Genomic DNA, 16311 nt, shown 5'->3' with positions numbered 1-16311 from the left:
GAAAGGGATCGCCATGGCTCAACCTGCCAACCCCGAGGCCTCTCCCTGGATCGGCGCCGCCGCATCGGCCGCCGCGCAATCGCGCAGCGCTATTTTCGAAATGAGCCGGCAAGCCGAGAGCGCGGTCATCGACCCGCGTGATGCCGGCGGCTTTCCCGCCGGATGGCGCCGCGCCATCGCGGCGCGGATCGCGACCCTGAACGCGCTGCCGGAGCTGGCCGCGCACTACCTCGCCGACGTGACCGATCCGGCCTTGCGCGGCCTCGCCGATCCCAACATAGCCGGGCGCGACGCCCGCGAGCGCGGTGTCATCACCTTCATGGACCGGGTCGCGACCCAGCCGCGCTCCGTGCAGGCCGAGGAGATCGAGGGGCTCAAGGCGGACGGCGTGGCCGAGGCCGATATCGTCCGGCTCTGCGAACTCAACGCCTTCATGAGCTATCAGTGCCGTGTCCTCGCCGGGCTCGCGGCCCTCAAGGGAGCCTCCGCATGAGCCGGGTCGTGCATCGTTTCACCCGCAACGTGCCGGACTGGCAGCCGCGGGTCACCCCGGTCGATCTGGCCAAGGCCAGCCCCGAGCAGCTCGACGCGCTGAAGATCACACCGTCCAACACCAAGGTCTCGGATTACGTGCTTGTGCTGGCGCATGATCCGGAGACGCTCAACGTGCGCTCGCCGCTGTTCAACGGCATCATGTACGACCCGGGCGGCCTGAGCCGGGCCGAGCGCGAGCTCGGCGCGATCGGCGCCTCCGTGGTCAACCGCTGCATCTACTGCGCCGCCGTGCATGCCGCCCGCCATGCGCAGCTCAGCAAGGACACCGCCGTCACCGACGAATTGTTCGCCAATGGCGAGAAGGCCAAGCTCGGCCCGCGCGACCAGGCGATCTTCGACTATTCCGTCAAGCTCTCGCAATCGCCGCCGGCGGTGACCGAGACCGACACCGCCCGCCTGCGCGAGGCCGGCCTGGACGAGGCCGAGATCGTCGATCTCATCCTGTCGACGGCCCTGTTCGGCTGGGCCAACCGGCTGATGCACATCCTCGGCGATCCCGTCCGCAAAGACGGGTGAGATGAGCCGCCTCAAGATCCTCGAGGCCTATCTGCAGGTCGCCTCGCTCGGCAGCGTCACCGCGGCGGCGAAGCATCTGGGCGTGTCCCAGCCTTCGGTCAGCCGGATGATCCAGGAGCTGGAGCGCGATCTCGGCCAGCCGCTGTTCGAGCGCGTCGGCCAGCGGCTCGTGCTGACGCAGAAAGGCATGGTGCTGCGCGACGACGTCGAGCGGGCTCTGGCCGGCTTCGTCAATCTGTGGGAGCGCGCCCGCGAGGTGATCGGCGAGGCCGAACCGCCGATCCGGATATCGGCAGTGTCGTCGCTGGCGTTCGGCCTGCTCACCGATGCCTGGAACGGCGCCGATACGCCACGGCTCGCGATCGAGGTCGAGAATCCCGATCGCGTTCAGAACGCCGTGATCTCCGGCGATGCACAGTTCGGCGCGACGAGCGCGCCGCTGCTGCACCGGGACCTCGCGCTCGAATGGCTGGGCACGGCGCCTTGCGTGCTCGCCGTGCCGGAGACCGATCCGCTCGCCCGGATCGAAGGGCCGGTCGATCTTCATGCCCTGTCCGGGCGCGACCTCGTCGGCATGTCGCTGCGCCGTGGCTTTCCGGCGCGCATCCGTTCTGCGCTCCAAGCGGCCAATGTCGATGTTCGGGTCAGAATCCGCACGACCTCGACCATGAACGTTCTGTCCTTCATCCGGGCCGGCGCGGGCATCGCGATCGTCGAGCCGTTGACACTGACCGGCAACCCGACGCCCGGCATCCGCATTCTACCGCTGACGACCTCGATCCCCTATTGCTTCGGCGTCGTGACTGCCCGTGGCGTCACCATCTCCGACAAGGCCCGCGACCTGATCGCCGCGCTCAAGGCGAGCGCGCAGAAGCGGATCGCCGATTTCACCCTGATCCCGCCCGAAGAGCACCACGCGCTCCTCGCCTCGCTGACCAAACAGGAGACGCGGCTGTGACCGAGAAACAGGCCGGGGCACCGGAAGGGCTGGAGGCGCTGAACCGGCGCGTCGCCCGCGAGCTCGAACTGCTGACCCTGCCTGCCGCGCCCTGGGTGCCGGAGCGAAGCGTCGGTGGCGAGCCGGTACTCGATGTCGCGATCATCGGCGCCGGCATGGCCGGGCTCGCCGCGGCGGCCGCCTTCCGCAATATCGGCCTGCGCGCCGTCAATTTCGACCGGCGCCCACAGGGTTTCGAAGGCCCCTGGGCGACCACGGCGCGGATGGAGACATTGCGCTCGCCGAAAACCCTGACGGGGCCGGCGCTCGGCATCCCCTCGCTGACCTTCCGCGCCTGGTTCGAGGCGCAGTTCGACGCAGCGGACTGGGAGGCGCTCGACAAGATCCCGCGCCTGATGTGGATGGACTATCTGCGCTGGTTCCGCGAGGTTCTCGCGCTCGATGTCCGCAACGGCCATGAGATCGCGATGATCCATCTCGGCCCCGAGCATGCGACGCTGGAGATCGACGCGCCCGAGGGCCGTCAGCGCGTACTGGCGCGCCATGTCGTGCTCGCGACCGGCCGCGACGGGCTCGGCGGCCCGGCCGTGCCGGAGATCGCGGAGAGCCTGCCACGCGAGCGCTGGGCCCATTCCTCGGATACCAACAATTACGCCCTGCTGCGGGGCAAGCGCGTCGCCGTCATCGGCGCCGGCGCCTCGGCGATGGACAGCGCCGGCACCGCGCTCGAAGCGGGCGCGGCCAGCGTCGACCTGCTGATCCGGCGCCGCGACATCCCCCGCATCAACCGCGGCAAGGGCATGGGCCATCCTGGCTCCATCGCCGGCTATCGCCATCTGCCCGACGCCTGGAAATGGCGGATCAACAGCTATGTCGCCCGCGAGCAGGTGCCGCCGCCGCGCGCCAGCGTGCTGCGCGTCTCGCGCCATCCGAACGCGTTCTTCCGGCAGGGCACCGCCCTGATCTCGGCCCGGATGGATGGCGATGAGATCGTGGTCGAGACCAGCGCCGGCACGATGCGCTTCGACTTCATGATCTTCTCGACCGGCTTCAAGGTCGATTGGGGCAATCGCCCCTTCCTTCGGGAGATCGCGGCATGCGCCCGCAACTGGGTCGATCGCGGCATGCCCGAAGATGCCGAGCCGAGCCTCGGCGCCATGCCCGATCTCGGCCCGGCCTTCGAGTTCCAACCGAAGGTGCCCGGCACCTGCCCCGGGCTCGAGCGCATCCACTGCTTCTGCTACCCGGCGATGATGTCGCACGGCACGGTCTCCGGCGACATCCCGGCGATCAGTGACGGCGCCGAGCGCTTATCTCAGGCGATCGCGTCGAGCCTCTTCCGCGAGGATATAGAGGCCCATTTCCAGCGCGGCCAGGCGTATTCGGAGCCCGAGATCTTTGGCGACGAATGGGTGCCGATCCTGCCCGCACCGGCGAAGGTGCCGGTCTGATGCTCGGATGGCTGCTCCAGCGCGTCGCGCAGGCGCTCCTCGTCATCTTCGCCATGTCTCTCGTGGTCTTCCTGGGCCTGCATGCCGTCGGCAACCCCGTCGATCTCCTGCTGGCGCCGGACGCGACGCAGATCGAACGGGCGGAACTGATAGCGCGTCTCGGCCTCGACCGGCCGCTCTGGGAGCAGTACCTCAACTTCGCCAGCAGCGCCCTGCAAGGCGATCTCGGCCGCAGCTTCGTCTATAACGTGCCGGCCGTGACGCTGATCCTGCAGCGCCTGCCGGCGACGCTGGAGCTCGCCTTCGCCGCGACCATTTTCGCGATCATCCTGGGCGTGCCGCTCGGGCTCTATGCCGGGCTCTATCCCGAGCGCGCCTTCTCGAAGCTGATCCAGACCGGCAGCATCCTCGGCTTCTCGTTGCCGACCTTCTGGGTCGGGCTCCTCCTGATCATGACCTTCAGCGTCTCGCTCGGCTGGCTGCCGGCGAGCGGGCGCGGCGCGACGGTGCGCGTCTTCGGCGTCGAATGGTCATTCCTGACGCTGAACGGTTGGCGCCACCTGCTGCTGCCGGCGATCAACCTGTCGCTGTTCAAGGTCTCGCTGGTGATCCGCCTGACGCGGGCCGGCGTGCGCGAGGTGCTGCCGCTCGACTATGTCCGCTTCGCCCGCGCCAAGGGGCTGCGCCGTGGCCGGATCGTGGTGATGCATATCCTGCGCAACATCATGATCCCGCTGGTGACGGTGCTGGGCCTGGAACTGGGCTCGACCATCGCTTTCGCGGTGGTGACCGAGAGCATCTTCGCCTGGCCGGGCTCGGGCAAGCTCATCCTCGACAGCATCAACGCGCTCGATCGGCCGGTGGTGACGGCCTATCTGCTGGTGGTGGTGACGCTCTTCGTCGTCATCAACCTCGTCGTCGACATCCTCTACCGCTTCCTCGATCCGCGCGTCCGCGAGGAGGCCTCGGCATGACCACGGTTCCAGTCGCCAGCGGCCGCCGCCCCGCCGTTACGGCACTGCGCCGTTTCCTGCGCGCACCCTCCGCCCTGGTCGGGCTCAGCCTGATGGCCCTGCTCGTCATCGGCGCCGTCTTCGCGCCGCAGATCGCGCCGCAGAACCCGTTCGACCTTGCCGCCATCGACGTGCTCGACGCCCGGATGACGCCGGGCTCCGTCTCGTCGGGCGGCGACATCACCTATCTCCTGGGCACGGACGGACAGGGCCGCGACCTGTTCTCGGCAATCCTCTACGGGCTCCGGACCAGTCTCACCGTCGGCGTCGGCTCGGCCGTGCTCGCCGGCGTGATCGGCATCCTGCTCGGGCTGATCGCAGCCTGGAGCGGCGGGCTCGTCGACGCGCTGATCATGCGGCTCGTCGACCTCATCATGTCGCTGCCCTCGATCCTCGTCGCGCTGCTGATGCTGGCGCTGCTGGGCCGAGGCATCGGCAATGTCGTGCTGACGCTGGTGCTGCTGGAATGGGCCTATTATGCCCGCACCGCCCGCGCGCAGGCGCTGGTCGAGCGCAAGCGCGATTATTTCGAGGCAGCGCGGGGGCTCGGCCTGCCGACGTCGCGCATCCTCCTGCGCCATGTCTTGCCCAATTGCCTGCCGCCGCTGCTGGTGATCGCCGCCTTGCAGGTCGCGCGCGCCATCACGCTGGAGGCGACGCTCTCTTTCCTCGGGCTCGGCGCGCCGGTGACGCAACCTTCGCTCGGCCTGCTCATCGCCAACGGCTTCCAGTTCATGCTCTCCGGCGAGTACTGGATCAGCTTCTTCCCGGGCCTGACGCTGCTCGCCGCCATCGTCGCGATCAACCTCGTCGGCGACCGGCTACGCGAGGTGCTCGATCCGAGGGCGCTGAAATGACCGCGCCGCTGCTCGAACTCCGCAACCTGCGCACCCGCTTCCGCACCGATCGCGGCGATCTCGACGCCGTGCGCGACGTCTCCTTCACCTTGCGGGCCGGCGAGACGCTCGGCCTCGTCGGCGAGAGCGGCTCGGGCAAATCGGTGACCGGCTTCTCGATCATGGGGCTGATCGACCCGCCCGGCCGGATCGTCGGTGGCGAGATCCTGTTCCGCGGCCAGGACCTGACCAGGCTCGACGAGGAAGCCATGCGCTGCCTGCGGGGCAACCGCATCGCCATGGTCTTCCAGGACCCGATGATGACGCTGAACCCGGTGCTCCGTATCAGCACGCAGATGATCGAGACGATCCGGGCGCATGAGACGATCGACGACGCCACCGCGCGTATCCGGGCGCGCGACCTGCTCGGCGCCATGGGCATCCCGAGCCCGGAAGCACGGCTCGACGCCTATCCGCACCAGCTCTCCGGCGGCATGCGCCAGCGCGTCGCCATCGCGATCGCGCTGATCAACAAACCCGACCTGATCATCGCCGACGAGCCGACCACCGCGCTCGACGTCTCCATTCAGGCTCAAATCCTGGCCGAGGTGCAGCAACTCACCCGCGAGAGCGGCACGGCCCTGCTCTGGATCACGCACGACCTATCGGTCATCGCCGGCATCGCCGACGAAATCGCGGTGATGTATGCCGGGCGCATCGTCGAGCAGGGCAGCGTCGACGCCGTGCTCGACCAGCCAAGCCATCCCTATACCGCAGGCCTGATCGGCAGCCTGCCAGGGGCGAGCGCGCCGGGCTCGATGCTGGTACAGATCCCCGGCACGACGCCGGACATGGTCGACCCACCGCAGGGTTGCGCCTTCGGGCCGCGCTGTTCGCGCCACGACGAAGCCTGCGAGCGCCAGCCCGCCTTCACCGAGGGCGCGCATCGTCTGCGCTGCTTCCATCCCCTGTCCGGCCCAGCCTCGGCCGCCGAGCTGCCGGCATGACGAAAACCTCCTCTCCCGCGCTGGAGACGCGCAACCTGACCCGGCATTTCGGCCGCGCCGACGGGCTTGCGGTGAAGCTGCATCTGGCGAAGCGCCAGCCGATCATCCGGGCGCTCGACGGCATCGACCTGACGATCCCGACCGGAGAATTCATCGGGCTCGTCGGCGAGTCCGGCTCCGGCAAGTCGACGCTCGGGCGCATCGCCGCCGGCCTGCTGCCGCCGAGCACAGGCGAGGTCGAGGTCTTCGGGCGCTCGCCGCAGGGCGACCGCTCGGTGCATCGTGACGTGCAACTGATCTTCCAGGACCCGCAGGCGAGCCTCAATCCGCGCATGCGGGTCGCGGAAGCCATCGGCGAGGCGCCGCTCGTCCACGGCATCGCCTCCCGTTCCGAGATCGACGATTATGTCTGCGCGCAGATGCGCCGGGCCGGGCTCGATCCGGCCTATCGCCAGCGTTTCCCGCACCAGTTCTCCGGCGGCCAGCGCCAGCGCATCTCGATCGCGCGGGCGCTCGCCCTCCAACCGCGCTTCCTGGTCTGCGACGAGTCGGTCGCCTCTCTCGACGTCTCGATCCAGGCGCAGATCCTCAACCTGTTCATGCAGCTCCGGCGCGAGCTGGACCTGACCTATCTTTTCATCAGCCACGACCTGCGCGTCGTCCAGCACATCGCCGACCGCGTGGTGATCATGTATCTCGGCCGCATCGTCGAGGATGCACCGGCCGCCCGGTTCTTCGCCCATCCCAACCACCCCTATACGCAGGGGCTGCTGGCGGAGATCCCGGACCTCAAGCAGCGCCGGCGCGTCTATGCGCCGGTGAAGGGCGAGATCCCGAGCCCGGCCGCGCCGCCGCCCGGCTGCCATTTTCATCCGCGCTGCCCGGCCGCCTTCGACCGCTGCCGCGTCGAAAGACCCGCCCTGCGCGAAATCGTGCCGGGCCATCGTTCCGCCTGCCACCTCAACGACGCCGCACCGGCGCCAGCCCGCGCGCAAACAGGAGAGATCGCATGACCAAATTGAGCACGCTTGCCTTGTCGGCAGCGCTGATCGCCTTCGCAGGCGCCGCCGCGGCGGAAGACCTGCGTATCGGCTTCGCCGACCCGGTCTCGGCGATCGACCCGCAGCTCAACAACTATGCCGGCGACCACTCGGTCTCGCAGCATTTCTTCCCCGCGATCGTCGCGCAGAAGACGATCGGCGGCATGGCGCCCGGCCTCGCCACCTCCTGGAAGAACACCTCGCCAACGACCTGGGAATTCAAGATCCGCGACAAGGCCGTCTGGACCGACGGCAAGCCGGTGACCGCCGAAGACATCGCCTTTTCCTATGAGCGCGCCCAGAACGTGCCGGGCTCGGTCGCGAGCTTCAAGAGCTTCCTGCGCAGCGTCGCCAAGGTCGAGGTCAAGGACCCGCAGACGCTGCTGATCACCACCAAGGAGCCGGACCCGCTGCTGCCGATCAACATCTCCAGCATCTATATCGTCAGCAAGCATGTCGGCCAGACCGCGACCACCGACGACTACAACAGCGGCAAGGCGATGGTCACCGACGGCCCGTATGCCTTCGTCAGCTACACGCCGGGCGACCGGATCGAGATGAAGCGCAACGACACCTACTGGGGCGAGAAGGCCGAGTGGGACAAGGTGAGCTATCGCTACATCGCCAACCCGGCGGCGCGCACCGCGGCGCTACTCTCGGGCGATGTCGATATGATCGACAAGGTCTCCTTCTCCGATATCGAGAAGCTGGAGAAGAACCCCAAGGTCAAGGTCTGGTCCTATCCCGGCCTGCGCGCGTTGATCCTGCAGCCGAGCTTCAACCCGGCCCCGTCCAAGTTCATCACCGACAAGGCCGGCAAGCCGCTCGACAAGAACCCGCTGCTCGACGTGCGCGTGCGCCGGGCGCTCAACATGGCGATCAACCGCGAGGCCATCGCCGACCGCGTCGCACGCGGCGGCGTCACCGTCGCCACGCAATGGATGCCGGCCGACACCTTCGGCTACAATCCCGACTACGCCAAGATCGCGGTCGACCCGAACAAGGCCAAGGCGCTGCTGGCCGAGGCCGGCTATCCCGACGGCTTCAAGCTGACCATGCATGTGCCGGGCGAGCGCTATCCGCTGGCGCCTGAGACCGCGCAGGCCGTCGCCCAGTTCTGGACCCGCATCGGCGTCGAGACCCAGGTCGAGGTCGTGCCCTTCTCGGTCTACGTCACCGGCGCCAACAAGAACGAATACGCGATGAGCGTGATCGGCTGGGGCAACGGCACCGGCGAGGGCACCTATGCGATGACCTCGATCCTCGCGACCAACGACAACGCCAAGGGGCTCGGCGCCTCGAACTGGGGCCGCTACAGCAACCCGAAGCTGGACGAGGCCCTCGCCAAGGCCGGCGCCGAGTTCGACGATCCCAAGCGCGAGGCGATCATCAAGGACGCCGTCAAGGTGGTGATGGACGATGTCGGGATCATCCCGCTCTACCATTACAAGAACATCTGGGCGAGCCGGCCGGACCTCAAGGTCGTGCCCTGGAACAGCGACCGCACCGTCGCCATGCAGGTCAGCAAGGCCAAATAAGACCGAAGTCAAGGACTCCGCCATGCCCGCCGCCTTCGCGATCAGCCCCGCCATCGACCTGATCGACGTGCCTCGCCGGATCGTGCTTTCCGGCCTGCCGGCGGGCGCGGAGGTGACCATCGCCGCCGAGACGCCGCGCGACGGCCATCTCTGGCGGGCCGAGGCTGTGTTCGCAGCCGGAGCCGATAGCAGCGTCGATCTCGAACGCGACGCGCCCCTGCGTGGCGACTATGCCGACGTCGCGGCGATGGGATTGATCTGGGCGCAGACCGGCAACGGAGAGCTGTTCCCCGCGGACCTGACGCACCCGCTCGAAACCACGCTCACCGCCCGGATCGGCTGTGAGACGATCGCCTCCGGGCGCTTCAGCCAGGTCCTGATGGGCGAAGGCGTGACCCGTCATCCCCTCGCCGAGGACGGACTTGTCGGGACGCTGTTCCTGCCGGCGGGCTCAAGCCCACATCCGGCGATCATGATCCTCAACGGCTCGGGCGGCGGCATCAACGAGCCGCGCGCCGCGCTCTGGGCCTCGCGCGGCGTGGCGGCGCTGGCGCTCGGTTATTTCGGCGCGCCCGGCCTGCCGAAATACATCTCGAACACGCCGCTGGAGTACTTTGCGCAGGGCCTCGACTGGCTGCGCGCCCGCGTGCAACCGCTCAACGATTTCATTGCCGTCGCCGGGCAGTCGCGCGGCGGCGAGCTCGCGCTCCTGCTCGGCGCGACCTTCCCCGACAAGGTCTCAGGCGTGCTGGGCTATGTGCCGAGCGCCTTCGTGCATGGCGGGCAGGCCGCCGCCGACCCCGCTCTCGGCCGCGACGGCCCCGGCTGGACGCTGGACGGCAAACCGCTCGTCCACCAGTGGCAGGACAACGCCACGGCGAGCTGGAAGCCCTATGACGAAGCGACCGAGACGCGCCGCAATGCCGATGCGATGCGCACCGCGCTCGGCGACCCCGCCGCCATGGCCCGCGCCCGCATCCCGGTCGAGCGCATCGCCGGGCCGGTGCTGCTGCTCTCGGGTGGCGATGACGGCGCCTGGCCCTCCGATCTCTATTCGCTGATCGTGCAATCGAGCCTGCTCGCGACAGGGCATCCGCATGAGGTTCTCTGGAAGAACTGGCCGGCGGCCGGCCATTCCATCCTGTTTCCCTATACGCCTGCGACCCGGATCGCCCATCGCCATCCGGTCAGCGGCATCGCGACCACGATGGGCGGCACGCCTGCCGCCAATTCCGAGGCCAATGCCGGCGCCTGGGAAGCGGCGCTTGCTTTCGTCAGGCGCCATGGTGGGTTGGCCGGCTGAAAACGCATCGGGAAACCCCGGCGCATGCGACATATGGGCTCGGACCAGCAAACCACAGGCACAGCCTGCGGCCCCTTGTGCGCAGAAGAATTTTCGCGTCATGGTCCCGCTGACGCCATGCCGGCGCAGCGCTGCTGCTGTGCCGGCTCATCATGACCTCGGCTCACCGGATCGCGAATGGTTTCTGTAGCGCTGAAGACGGTTTCGAAGACCTGGGGCGGCACCGCCGCCGTCGATGCCATCAGCTTCACCGTCGAAGGCGGCAATCTCGTCGCGCTGCTCGGCCCATCCGGCTGTGGCAAGTCGACCACCCTCAGGCTGATCGCCGGGCTGGAGGAGACAAGCAGCGGTACGATCGAGATCGGCGGGCGCAACGTCACCCATGCCTCGCCCTCGCAGCGCGGCATCGCCATGGTCTTCCAGAACTATGCGCTGTTCCCGCATCTGAGCGTCGCCGAGAACATCATGTTCGGGCTCAAGGTCCGCAAGGTCTCGCGCGCCGAGCGCGACGAGCGTCTCGCCCGCGCGGCCTCGATCCTGGGCCTTTCCGCCCTGCTTGAACGCAAGCCCTCGCAGCTCTCGGGCGGCCAGCAGCAGCGCGTCGCGCTCGGCCGTGCCATTGTCGCCGAGGCGCCGGTCTGCCTAATGGACGAGCCGCTCTCCAATCTCGACGCCCAGCTGCGCGTCGAGATGCGGCGTGAGATCCGCGAATTGCAGCAGCGGCTCGGGATGACCATGGTCTATGTCACGCATGATCAGGTCGAGGCGATGACCATGGCCGACCAGGTCGTGCTGATGCGCAACGGCCGGATCGAGCAGGATGCGCCGCCGGACGTGCTCTACGAGAACCCGGCGACGATCTTCGCCGCGCGCTTCGTCGGCACGCCGCCGATGAACGTGCTGCCGCTCGCCACCGTGCAGGCGCGCGGCGGAGCGATCACCGCTCCGTCCGATCTCGATCCCGCGAGCCTTGCCGTGGGCATCCGCCCGGAGATGGTCGAGATCACCGGAAGCGGCGTTGCCGCCGATGTCGTCGCGGTCGAATATCTCGGCTCCGACACGCTGCTGGAAACCCGGATCGACGGCCATTCCTTCATCGTCAAGCGGCCCGGAAAAGTGCGGGCCACAGCCGGCGAACAGATCTACATCACGTTGTCACAATCGGCGCTGCACTGGTTCGACCTGGCGTCTGAACGAAAGGTGGTTCGCAACTGAACCGGCCGGAGCGTCGGACGTGCGGACCATCCCAGCAAGGGAGAGAGGATATTATGGACAGGCGTGAATTTCTTGGCGGCACCGCCGCTCTAGCAGGCGCGACCGCTCTGCCCGGCATCGCCCGGGCGCAGAGCACCGAGCTCTCGTTCTTCTACCCGGTCGCCGTCGGCGGGCCGATCACCAAGCTGATCGACAATTACGCCGCCGGCTTCGAGAAGGAGAACCCCTCGGTCAAGCTGAAGCCGATCTATGCCGGCACCTATCAGGAGACCATCGTCAAGGCGCTGACCGCGCATAAGAGCGGCACCCCGCCGGTGCTGTCGGTGCTGCTCTCGACCGACATGTTCACGCTGATCGACGAAGAGGCGATCGTGCCCTTCGATGACTTCGTCAAGACCGATGAGGACAAGAAGTGGCTCGCCAGCTTCTATCCCGGCTTCATGGAGAACAGCCAGACCGGCGGCAAGACCTGGGGCATCCCGTTCCAGCGTTCCACGGTGGTGCTCTACTGGAATAAAGAGCTTTTCAAGGAAGCCGGCCTCGATCCCGAAAAGCCGCCGAAGACCTGGGCCGAGCAGGTCGAGTTCGCGCAGAAGCTGACCAAGCGCGATGCCGCCGGCAACACCACGCAATGGGGCATCCAGATCCCCTCCTCCGGCTTCCCCTACTGGCTGTTCCAGGGCCTGACCACGCAGGCCGGCGCGATCCTCGCCAACAGCGCCGGCGACAAGACCGATTATGCCAATCCGGGCGTCGTCGAGGCGCTGCAGTACTGGGTCGACCTCGCGCAGAAATACAAGGTCCACCCGCCCGGCATCACCGAATGGGGCACCACGCCGCGCGACTTCTTCGAGAAGAAGATCGCGATGATGTGGACCACCACCGGCAACCTGACCAATGTCCGCGCAAACGCCAAGTTCCCCTTCGGCGTCGGGGTGCTGCCGGCCGGCAAGAAGCCGGGCAGCCCGACCGGCGGCGGCAATTTCTACCTGTCGAAGAAGGCCACCAAGGCCGAGCAGGAAGCCGCCTTCAAGTTCGTGCGCTGGATCACCACGCCCGAGCGCGCGGCGCAGTGGAGCGCCGATACCGGCTATGTCGGCGTGACGCCGGCCGCCTATGAGACCGAGGCGATGAAGAAATACGTCGCCGACTTCCCGCAGGCGATCGTCGCGCGCGACCAGCTCTCGAGCGCGGTGGCCGAACTTTCGACCCATGAGAACCAGCGCGTCACCAAGGCGCTGAACGACGGGTTGCAGGCCGCGCTGACCGGCACCAAGGCGCCGCAGAAGGCGATGGAGGAGGCGCAGGCCGAGGCCGAGCGCATCCTCAAGGCCTATCGCTGATCCCGCTGCGATGACGAACCGCGCGACCGCGACGATCCATGGCTGGCTGCTTCTGCTGCCGGCCATGGCTTGCCTGGCCCTGTTCACGCATTGGCCCGCGGTCGCGAGCTTCATCGAGAGCTTCTACTCGACACCTAAAGCGCGCCGCCCGGCGCGCTTCATCGGGCTCGAGAACTACCAGCAGATGCTCGCCGACCCGATCTTCTGGAAAGCGCTGAGCAACAATCTCTGGTTCGCGCTCGGCACGATCCCGACCTCGATCGCACTGGCGCTCCTGATGGCGGTCTGGGTCAACGACAGGATCGCGGGGCGCACGCTCGTGCGCATGGCCTATTTCACGCCGACGATTCTGCCCATGATCGCGGTCGCCAATATCTGGCTGTTCTTCTACACGCCGCAATATGGACTGCTGGAGCAGATCACCGGCCTGTTCGGCGCGCGCTCGACCAACTGGCTGGGCTCGCAGGACACCGCGCTCTACGCCATCACCATCGTCGCGATCTGGAAGGAAGCCGGCTTCTTCATGATCTTCTACCTCGCAGCGCTGCAGGCGATCCCGCCGAGCCTCGGCGAGGCTGCGGCGATCGAGGGCGCCTCACGCTGGACCTTCTTCCGGCGCATCCAGTTCCCCCTGTTGATGCCGACGACGCTGTTCGTGCTGATCAACGCGGTGATCAACGCCTTCCGCATGGTCGACCATATCGTGGTGATGACGCGCGGCGGGCCGGACAATGCGACGACGCTGCTGCTCTATTACATCTATCAGGTCGGTTTCGGCTTCTGGGACACGGCCTATGCGGCGACGCTGACCTGCGTGCTGCTGGCGCTGCTCGCGCTCGTCGCCTTCGTCCAGTACGGCTGGCTCGAACGCAGGACGCATTATCAATGAGCGCCGCGCCCCACCCCGCCCCGGCCGCGACGCGCACCGATCCCTACGCGCCGAAAGGCCTCGCGCTCACGCTGGAATCGACCGGCGCGATTCTGCTCGCCCTGCTCTGGGTTCTGCCGCTGGCCTACGCCGTCTGGGCGGCGTTCCATCCGGCCGAATATACGACGCGCTTCGTGCTGACCGCGCCGCTGACGCTCGACAATTTCACGCGCGCCTGGGCGGCGGCGCCCTTCGCCCGCTATTTCCTCAACACTTTCATCCTGGTGACCCTGATCCTCGTCTTCCAGATCGTGCTGGGCACGCTCGCGGCCTATGCGCTGGCCCGGCAGGATTTCTGGGGCCGCGACGTCGCCTTCGTGCTGATCCTGGCGCAGCTTATGATCATGCCGGACGCGCTGATCGTCGAGAACTACCGCACGCTCGCCAAGGTCAACCTGATCGACACGATCCCGGCGATCGCCCTGCCCTATATCGCCTCGGCCTTCGGCATCTTCTTGCTCAGGCAGACCTTCAAGACCGTGCCGAAGGAGCTCGACGATGCCGCGCGCGTCGAGGGCGCGAGCCCGTTGCAGGTGTTGATTCGGGTCTATGTGCCATTGGCGAAGCCGACCTATGTCGCCTACGGCCTCGTCTCCGTGAGCTATCACTGGAACAACTTCCTCTGGCCGCTGCTGGTAACCAACTCGGTCGAGTCGCGGCCGCTGACGGTGGGCTTGCAGGTGTTCTCCTCGGCTGACCAGGGCATCGACTGGGCCGTGATCTGCGCGGCGACCTTGATGACCTCGGCCCCGTTGCTCGTCGGCTTCCTGCTGTTCCAGCGCCAGTTCGTGCAGAGTTTCATGCGCGCCGGCATCAAGTAAGGACTACCGGCTCGATGAAGCTGATCACCTGGAATATCCAGTGGGCCCGCGGCGTCGACGAGAAGGTCGATCCGCATCGCATCATCCATCACGCGCGGCAGATGGCGGATTTCGACGTGCTCTGCCTGCAGGAGGTCGCGGCGAATTTTCCCGATCTCGACGGCAATGACCATACCGACCAGTTCGCGCTGTTCGGCGAATTGCTGCCGGGCTTTACAGCGATCGAAGCGATCGGCGTCGATGTCTCGGATGGCGCGGGCGGGCGCAAGCGCTTCGGCAACCTCGTCTTGTCGCGCTTGCCGGTGGCGCAGGCGCTGCGCCATGTCCTGCCCTGGGAAGCGGCAGCGACGCGCAACATGCCGCGCGTACTGGTCGAGGCGATGGTCGAGATGCCTTTCGGCCCGATCCGGGTGATGACGACGCATCTGGAATACTCCTCGCCCGTCCTGCGCGCCGCACAGGTCGAAGGCATCCGGCAGGTCCACCGCATGGCGGCTGCACGACAAGCGACGCCCCGCGCGCCCGGCCCGCACACCTATGCGCCGACGCCGAACGCCGCGAGCGCGATCCTGACCGGTGATTTCAACATGCGGCCCGATGATACCGGGATGGCGCAACTGCTCGCGCCGTTCGATGGTGACGTTCCGCCGCTGGTCGATCTCTGGCCTGTGCTGCGGGGCGATGAGCCGCATCCGCCTTCCGCCTTCATCTGCGAGCAAACCTACGGCCCGCCGGGTTGCCTCGACTTCGTGCTGGCGACCCCGGACCTCGCCGAGCGGGCGCGCTCGATCGTCTATGACATCGAGACGCGGGCCTCGGACCATCAGCCGATCCTCGTCGAATTCGATCTCGGATGATCTTCACCCGACAAGATCACGAGCGGCTCGATGCCATCCTGCGCGAGGCGGCACGGCGCGAGGTTATGCCGCGTTTCCGGCGCCTTTCAGACAGCGACATCCGCGCCAAGCAGAATCCGGTCGATGTCGTGACGGAAGCCGACGAAGCGGCCGAGCGCTTCATCTGCGCCGAGCTGGCCAAGGCCTTTCCGGGCGCGGCGATGATCGGCGAGGAGGCGGTGACGCGCAAGCCCGCCCTGCTCGGCCAACTGGCTGAAGCCGACCTCGCTTTCGTCATCGATCCGATCGACGGCACGCTGAACTATGCCAGCGACCTCTCGCTCTTCGCCGTGATGGCCGCGGTCGTCGTCCGGGGCGAGATCGCCGCCGCCGTGATCCATGATCCGACTGCCGATGACAGCGCCATGGCGCTGCGCGGCGAAGGAGCATGGATGAGTTCTGCGGATGGTGCGAGCCGCGACCTGCGCGTCGCTCCGGCCGCCGAGACCCGACAGATGAACGGCATGGCGAGCTGGCAGTACTTCCCAGAGCCGCTGCGCAGCACGCTTCCCGGCCGTTTCCCGGCCTTCCTCGAAGTCGGTTCGCTGCGCTGCTGCGGACAGGAATATCGGCTGGCGGCCGCCGGGCGCCTGCAATTCCTGCTCTACGGCGTGCTCAACCCATGGGACCATGCGCCGGGCGTGCTGCTCTACAGCGAGGCCGGCGGCCATGCGCGCCTTCTCGACGGCCGGCCCTATGCCCCGACAGAGCGCCCGGCCGGCCTGCTCTGTGCGCCCGACGAGACGAGCTGGCAGGAAATCAGGTCGATTCTGCTGGATTGAGTGACGTCAGTCGCCGCTCAATCCTCGTCGTCGCGCTGACGCGGACCTTCCCCGAGGATCTCTCTTTTCCCTGCGTGGTTAGCTGGCCCGACGATGCCCTCGTTCTCCA

General features: G+C 67.4%; 16 protein-coding genes. All 16 read left to right on the top strand.

The window, feature by feature from the left end; all coding sequences use genetic code 11:
- Positions 1-13: 13 nt before the first annotated feature.
- The 16 genes from Q0Q36_RS10625 (at position 14) to Q0Q36_RS10550 (ending at position 16202) form a co-directional block, all read left to right on the top strand.
- Positions 14-493, top strand: a complete 480-nt coding sequence (locus tag Q0Q36_RS10625) for a hypothetical protein (RefSeq protein ID WP_293798001.1) — start codon at positions 14-16, stop codon at positions 491-493.
- On the top strand, positions 490-1071 hold the full coding sequence (locus Q0Q36_RS10620) for a peroxidase-related enzyme (RefSeq protein WP_293797999.1): 582 nt from the start codon (positions 490-492) through the stop codon (positions 1069-1071). Before Q0Q36_RS10625 ends, Q0Q36_RS10620 begins: the two co-directional genes overlap by 4 nt.
- Position 1072: 1 nt before the next feature.
- Entirely contained in the window at positions 1073-2029 is a 957-nt protein-coding gene (locus Q0Q36_RS10615) for a LysR family transcriptional regulator (protein WP_293797996.1), read from the top strand.
- The gene (locus Q0Q36_RS10610; RefSeq protein ID WP_293797994.1) at positions 2026-3480 is read left to right on the top strand and encodes an NAD(P)/FAD-dependent oxidoreductase; all 1455 of its coding nucleotides are present in this window, start codon (positions 2026-2028) and stop codon (positions 3478-3480) included. Before Q0Q36_RS10615 ends, Q0Q36_RS10610 begins: the two co-directional genes overlap by 4 nt.
- Entirely contained in the window at positions 3480-4454 is a 975-nt protein-coding gene (locus tag Q0Q36_RS10605; protein WP_293798098.1) for an ABC transporter permease, read from the top strand. The genes Q0Q36_RS10610 and Q0Q36_RS10605 overlap by 1 nt, the downstream gene beginning before the upstream one ends.
- On the top strand, positions 4451-5350 hold the full coding sequence (locus tag Q0Q36_RS10600) for an ABC transporter permease (RefSeq protein WP_293797992.1): 900 nt from the start codon (positions 4451-4453) through the stop codon (positions 5348-5350). The genes Q0Q36_RS10605 and Q0Q36_RS10600 overlap by 4 nt, the downstream gene beginning before the upstream one ends.
- Positions 5347-6336 carry an ABC transporter ATP-binding protein gene (locus tag Q0Q36_RS10595; protein ID WP_293797991.1) on the top strand — a complete coding sequence of 330 codons (990 nt, stop codon included), beginning with the start codon at positions 5347-5349 and terminating at the stop codon, positions 6334-6336. Before Q0Q36_RS10600 ends, Q0Q36_RS10595 begins: the two co-directional genes overlap by 4 nt.
- Positions 6333-7349: an ABC transporter ATP-binding protein gene (locus Q0Q36_RS10590; protein ID WP_293797988.1), complete on the top strand. Its 1017-nt coding sequence runs from the start codon at positions 6333-6335 to the stop codon at positions 7347-7349. The genes Q0Q36_RS10595 and Q0Q36_RS10590 overlap by 4 nt, the downstream gene beginning before the upstream one ends.
- The gene (locus Q0Q36_RS10585) at positions 7346-8914 is read left to right on the top strand and encodes an ABC transporter substrate-binding protein (protein ID WP_293797987.1); all 1569 of its coding nucleotides are present in this window, start codon (positions 7346-7348) and stop codon (positions 8912-8914) included. The genes Q0Q36_RS10590 and Q0Q36_RS10585 overlap by 4 nt, the downstream gene beginning before the upstream one ends.
- A 22-nt stretch (positions 8915-8936) precedes the next feature.
- Positions 8937-10217: an acyl-CoA thioesterase/bile acid-CoA:amino acid N-acyltransferase family protein gene (locus Q0Q36_RS10580; RefSeq protein WP_293797985.1), complete on the top strand. Its 1281-nt coding sequence runs from the start codon at positions 8937-8939 to the stop codon at positions 10215-10217.
- A 177-nt stretch (positions 10218-10394) separates the two neighbouring features.
- A complete protein-coding gene (locus Q0Q36_RS10575; RefSeq protein ID WP_293797983.1) occupies positions 10395-11432 on the top strand; it encodes an ABC transporter ATP-binding protein in 1038 nt (345 codons plus the stop codon).
- A gap of 53 nt (positions 11433-11485) precedes the next feature.
- Positions 11486-12775, top strand: coding sequence for an ABC transporter substrate-binding protein (locus tag Q0Q36_RS10570; RefSeq protein ID WP_293797981.1), 1290 nt, complete (start codon positions 11486-11488; stop codon positions 12773-12775).
- Positions 12776-12785: 10 nt separating this feature from the next.
- Positions 12786-13664, top strand: coding sequence for a carbohydrate ABC transporter permease (locus tag Q0Q36_RS10565; RefSeq protein WP_293797978.1), 879 nt, complete (start codon positions 12786-12788; stop codon positions 13662-13664).
- A complete protein-coding gene (locus Q0Q36_RS10560) occupies positions 13661-14524 on the top strand; it encodes a carbohydrate ABC transporter permease (protein WP_293797976.1) in 864 nt (287 codons plus the stop codon). The genes Q0Q36_RS10565 and Q0Q36_RS10560 overlap by 4 nt, the downstream gene beginning before the upstream one ends.
- A 14-nt stretch (positions 14525-14538) precedes the next feature.
- Positions 14539-15381: an endonuclease/exonuclease/phosphatase family protein gene (locus tag Q0Q36_RS10555; protein ID WP_293797975.1), complete on the top strand. Its 843-nt coding sequence runs from the start codon at positions 14539-14541 to the stop codon at positions 15379-15381.
- Positions 15378-16202 carry an inositol monophosphatase family protein gene (locus Q0Q36_RS10550; RefSeq protein WP_293797972.1) on the top strand — a complete coding sequence of 275 codons (825 nt, stop codon included), beginning with the start codon at positions 15378-15380 and terminating at the stop codon, positions 16200-16202. The genes Q0Q36_RS10555 and Q0Q36_RS10550 overlap by 4 nt, the downstream gene beginning before the upstream one ends.
- The last annotated feature ends 109 nt before the right edge of the window (positions 16203-16311 follow it).

The sequence above is a fragment of the uncultured Allobosea sp. genome (assembly GCF_945957345.1).
Lineage (GTDB): Bacteria > Pseudomonadota > Alphaproteobacteria > Rhizobiales > Beijerinckiaceae > Allobosea.
This window is presented reverse-complemented; position numbering and strand designations above follow the sequence as displayed.

Coding starts and splice junctions, on each gene's coding strand:
- Q0Q36_RS10550 (WP_293797972.1), top strand. CDS start 15,378: ATGATCTTCACCCGACAAGATCACGAGCGGCTCGATGCCATCCTGCGC.
- Q0Q36_RS10595 (WP_293797991.1), top strand. CDS start 5,347: ATGACCGCGCCGCTGCTCGAACTCCGCAACCTGCGCACCCGCTTCCGC.
- Q0Q36_RS10560 (WP_293797976.1), top strand. CDS start 13,661: ATGAGCGCCGCGCCCCACCCCGCCCCGGCCGCGACGCGCACCGATCCC.
- Q0Q36_RS10600 (WP_293797992.1), top strand. CDS start 4,451: ATGACCACGGTTCCAGTCGCCAGCGGCCGCCGCCCCGCCGTTACGGCA.
- Q0Q36_RS10555 (WP_293797975.1), top strand. CDS start 14,539: ATGAAGCTGATCACCTGGAATATCCAGTGGGCCCGCGGCGTCGACGAG.
- Q0Q36_RS10605 (WP_293798098.1), top strand. CDS start 3,480: ATGCTCGGATGGCTGCTCCAGCGCGTCGCGCAGGCGCTCCTCGTCATC.
- Q0Q36_RS10580 (WP_293797985.1), top strand. CDS start 8,937: ATGCCCGCCGCCTTCGCGATCAGCCCCGCCATCGACCTGATCGACGTG.
- Q0Q36_RS10585 (WP_293797987.1), top strand. CDS start 7,346: ATGACCAAATTGAGCACGCTTGCCTTGTCGGCAGCGCTGATCGCCTTC.
- Q0Q36_RS10590 (WP_293797988.1), top strand. CDS start 6,333: ATGACGAAAACCTCCTCTCCCGCGCTGGAGACGCGCAACCTGACCCGG.
- Q0Q36_RS10570 (WP_293797981.1), top strand. CDS start 11,486: ATGGACAGGCGTGAATTTCTTGGCGGCACCGCCGCTCTAGCAGGCGCG.
- Q0Q36_RS10575 (WP_293797983.1), top strand. CDS start 10,395: ATGGTTTCTGTAGCGCTGAAGACGGTTTCGAAGACCTGGGGCGGCACC.
- Q0Q36_RS10620 (WP_293797999.1), top strand. CDS start 490: ATGAGCCGGGTCGTGCATCGTTTCACCCGCAACGTGCCGGACTGGCAG.
- Q0Q36_RS10565 (WP_293797978.1), top strand. CDS start 12,786: ATGACGAACCGCGCGACCGCGACGATCCATGGCTGGCTGCTTCTGCTG.
- Q0Q36_RS10625 (WP_293798001.1), top strand. CDS start 14: ATGGCTCAACCTGCCAACCCCGAGGCCTCTCCCTGGATCGGCGCCGCC.
- Q0Q36_RS10615 (WP_293797996.1), top strand. CDS start 1,073: ATGAGCCGCCTCAAGATCCTCGAGGCCTATCTGCAGGTCGCCTCGCTC.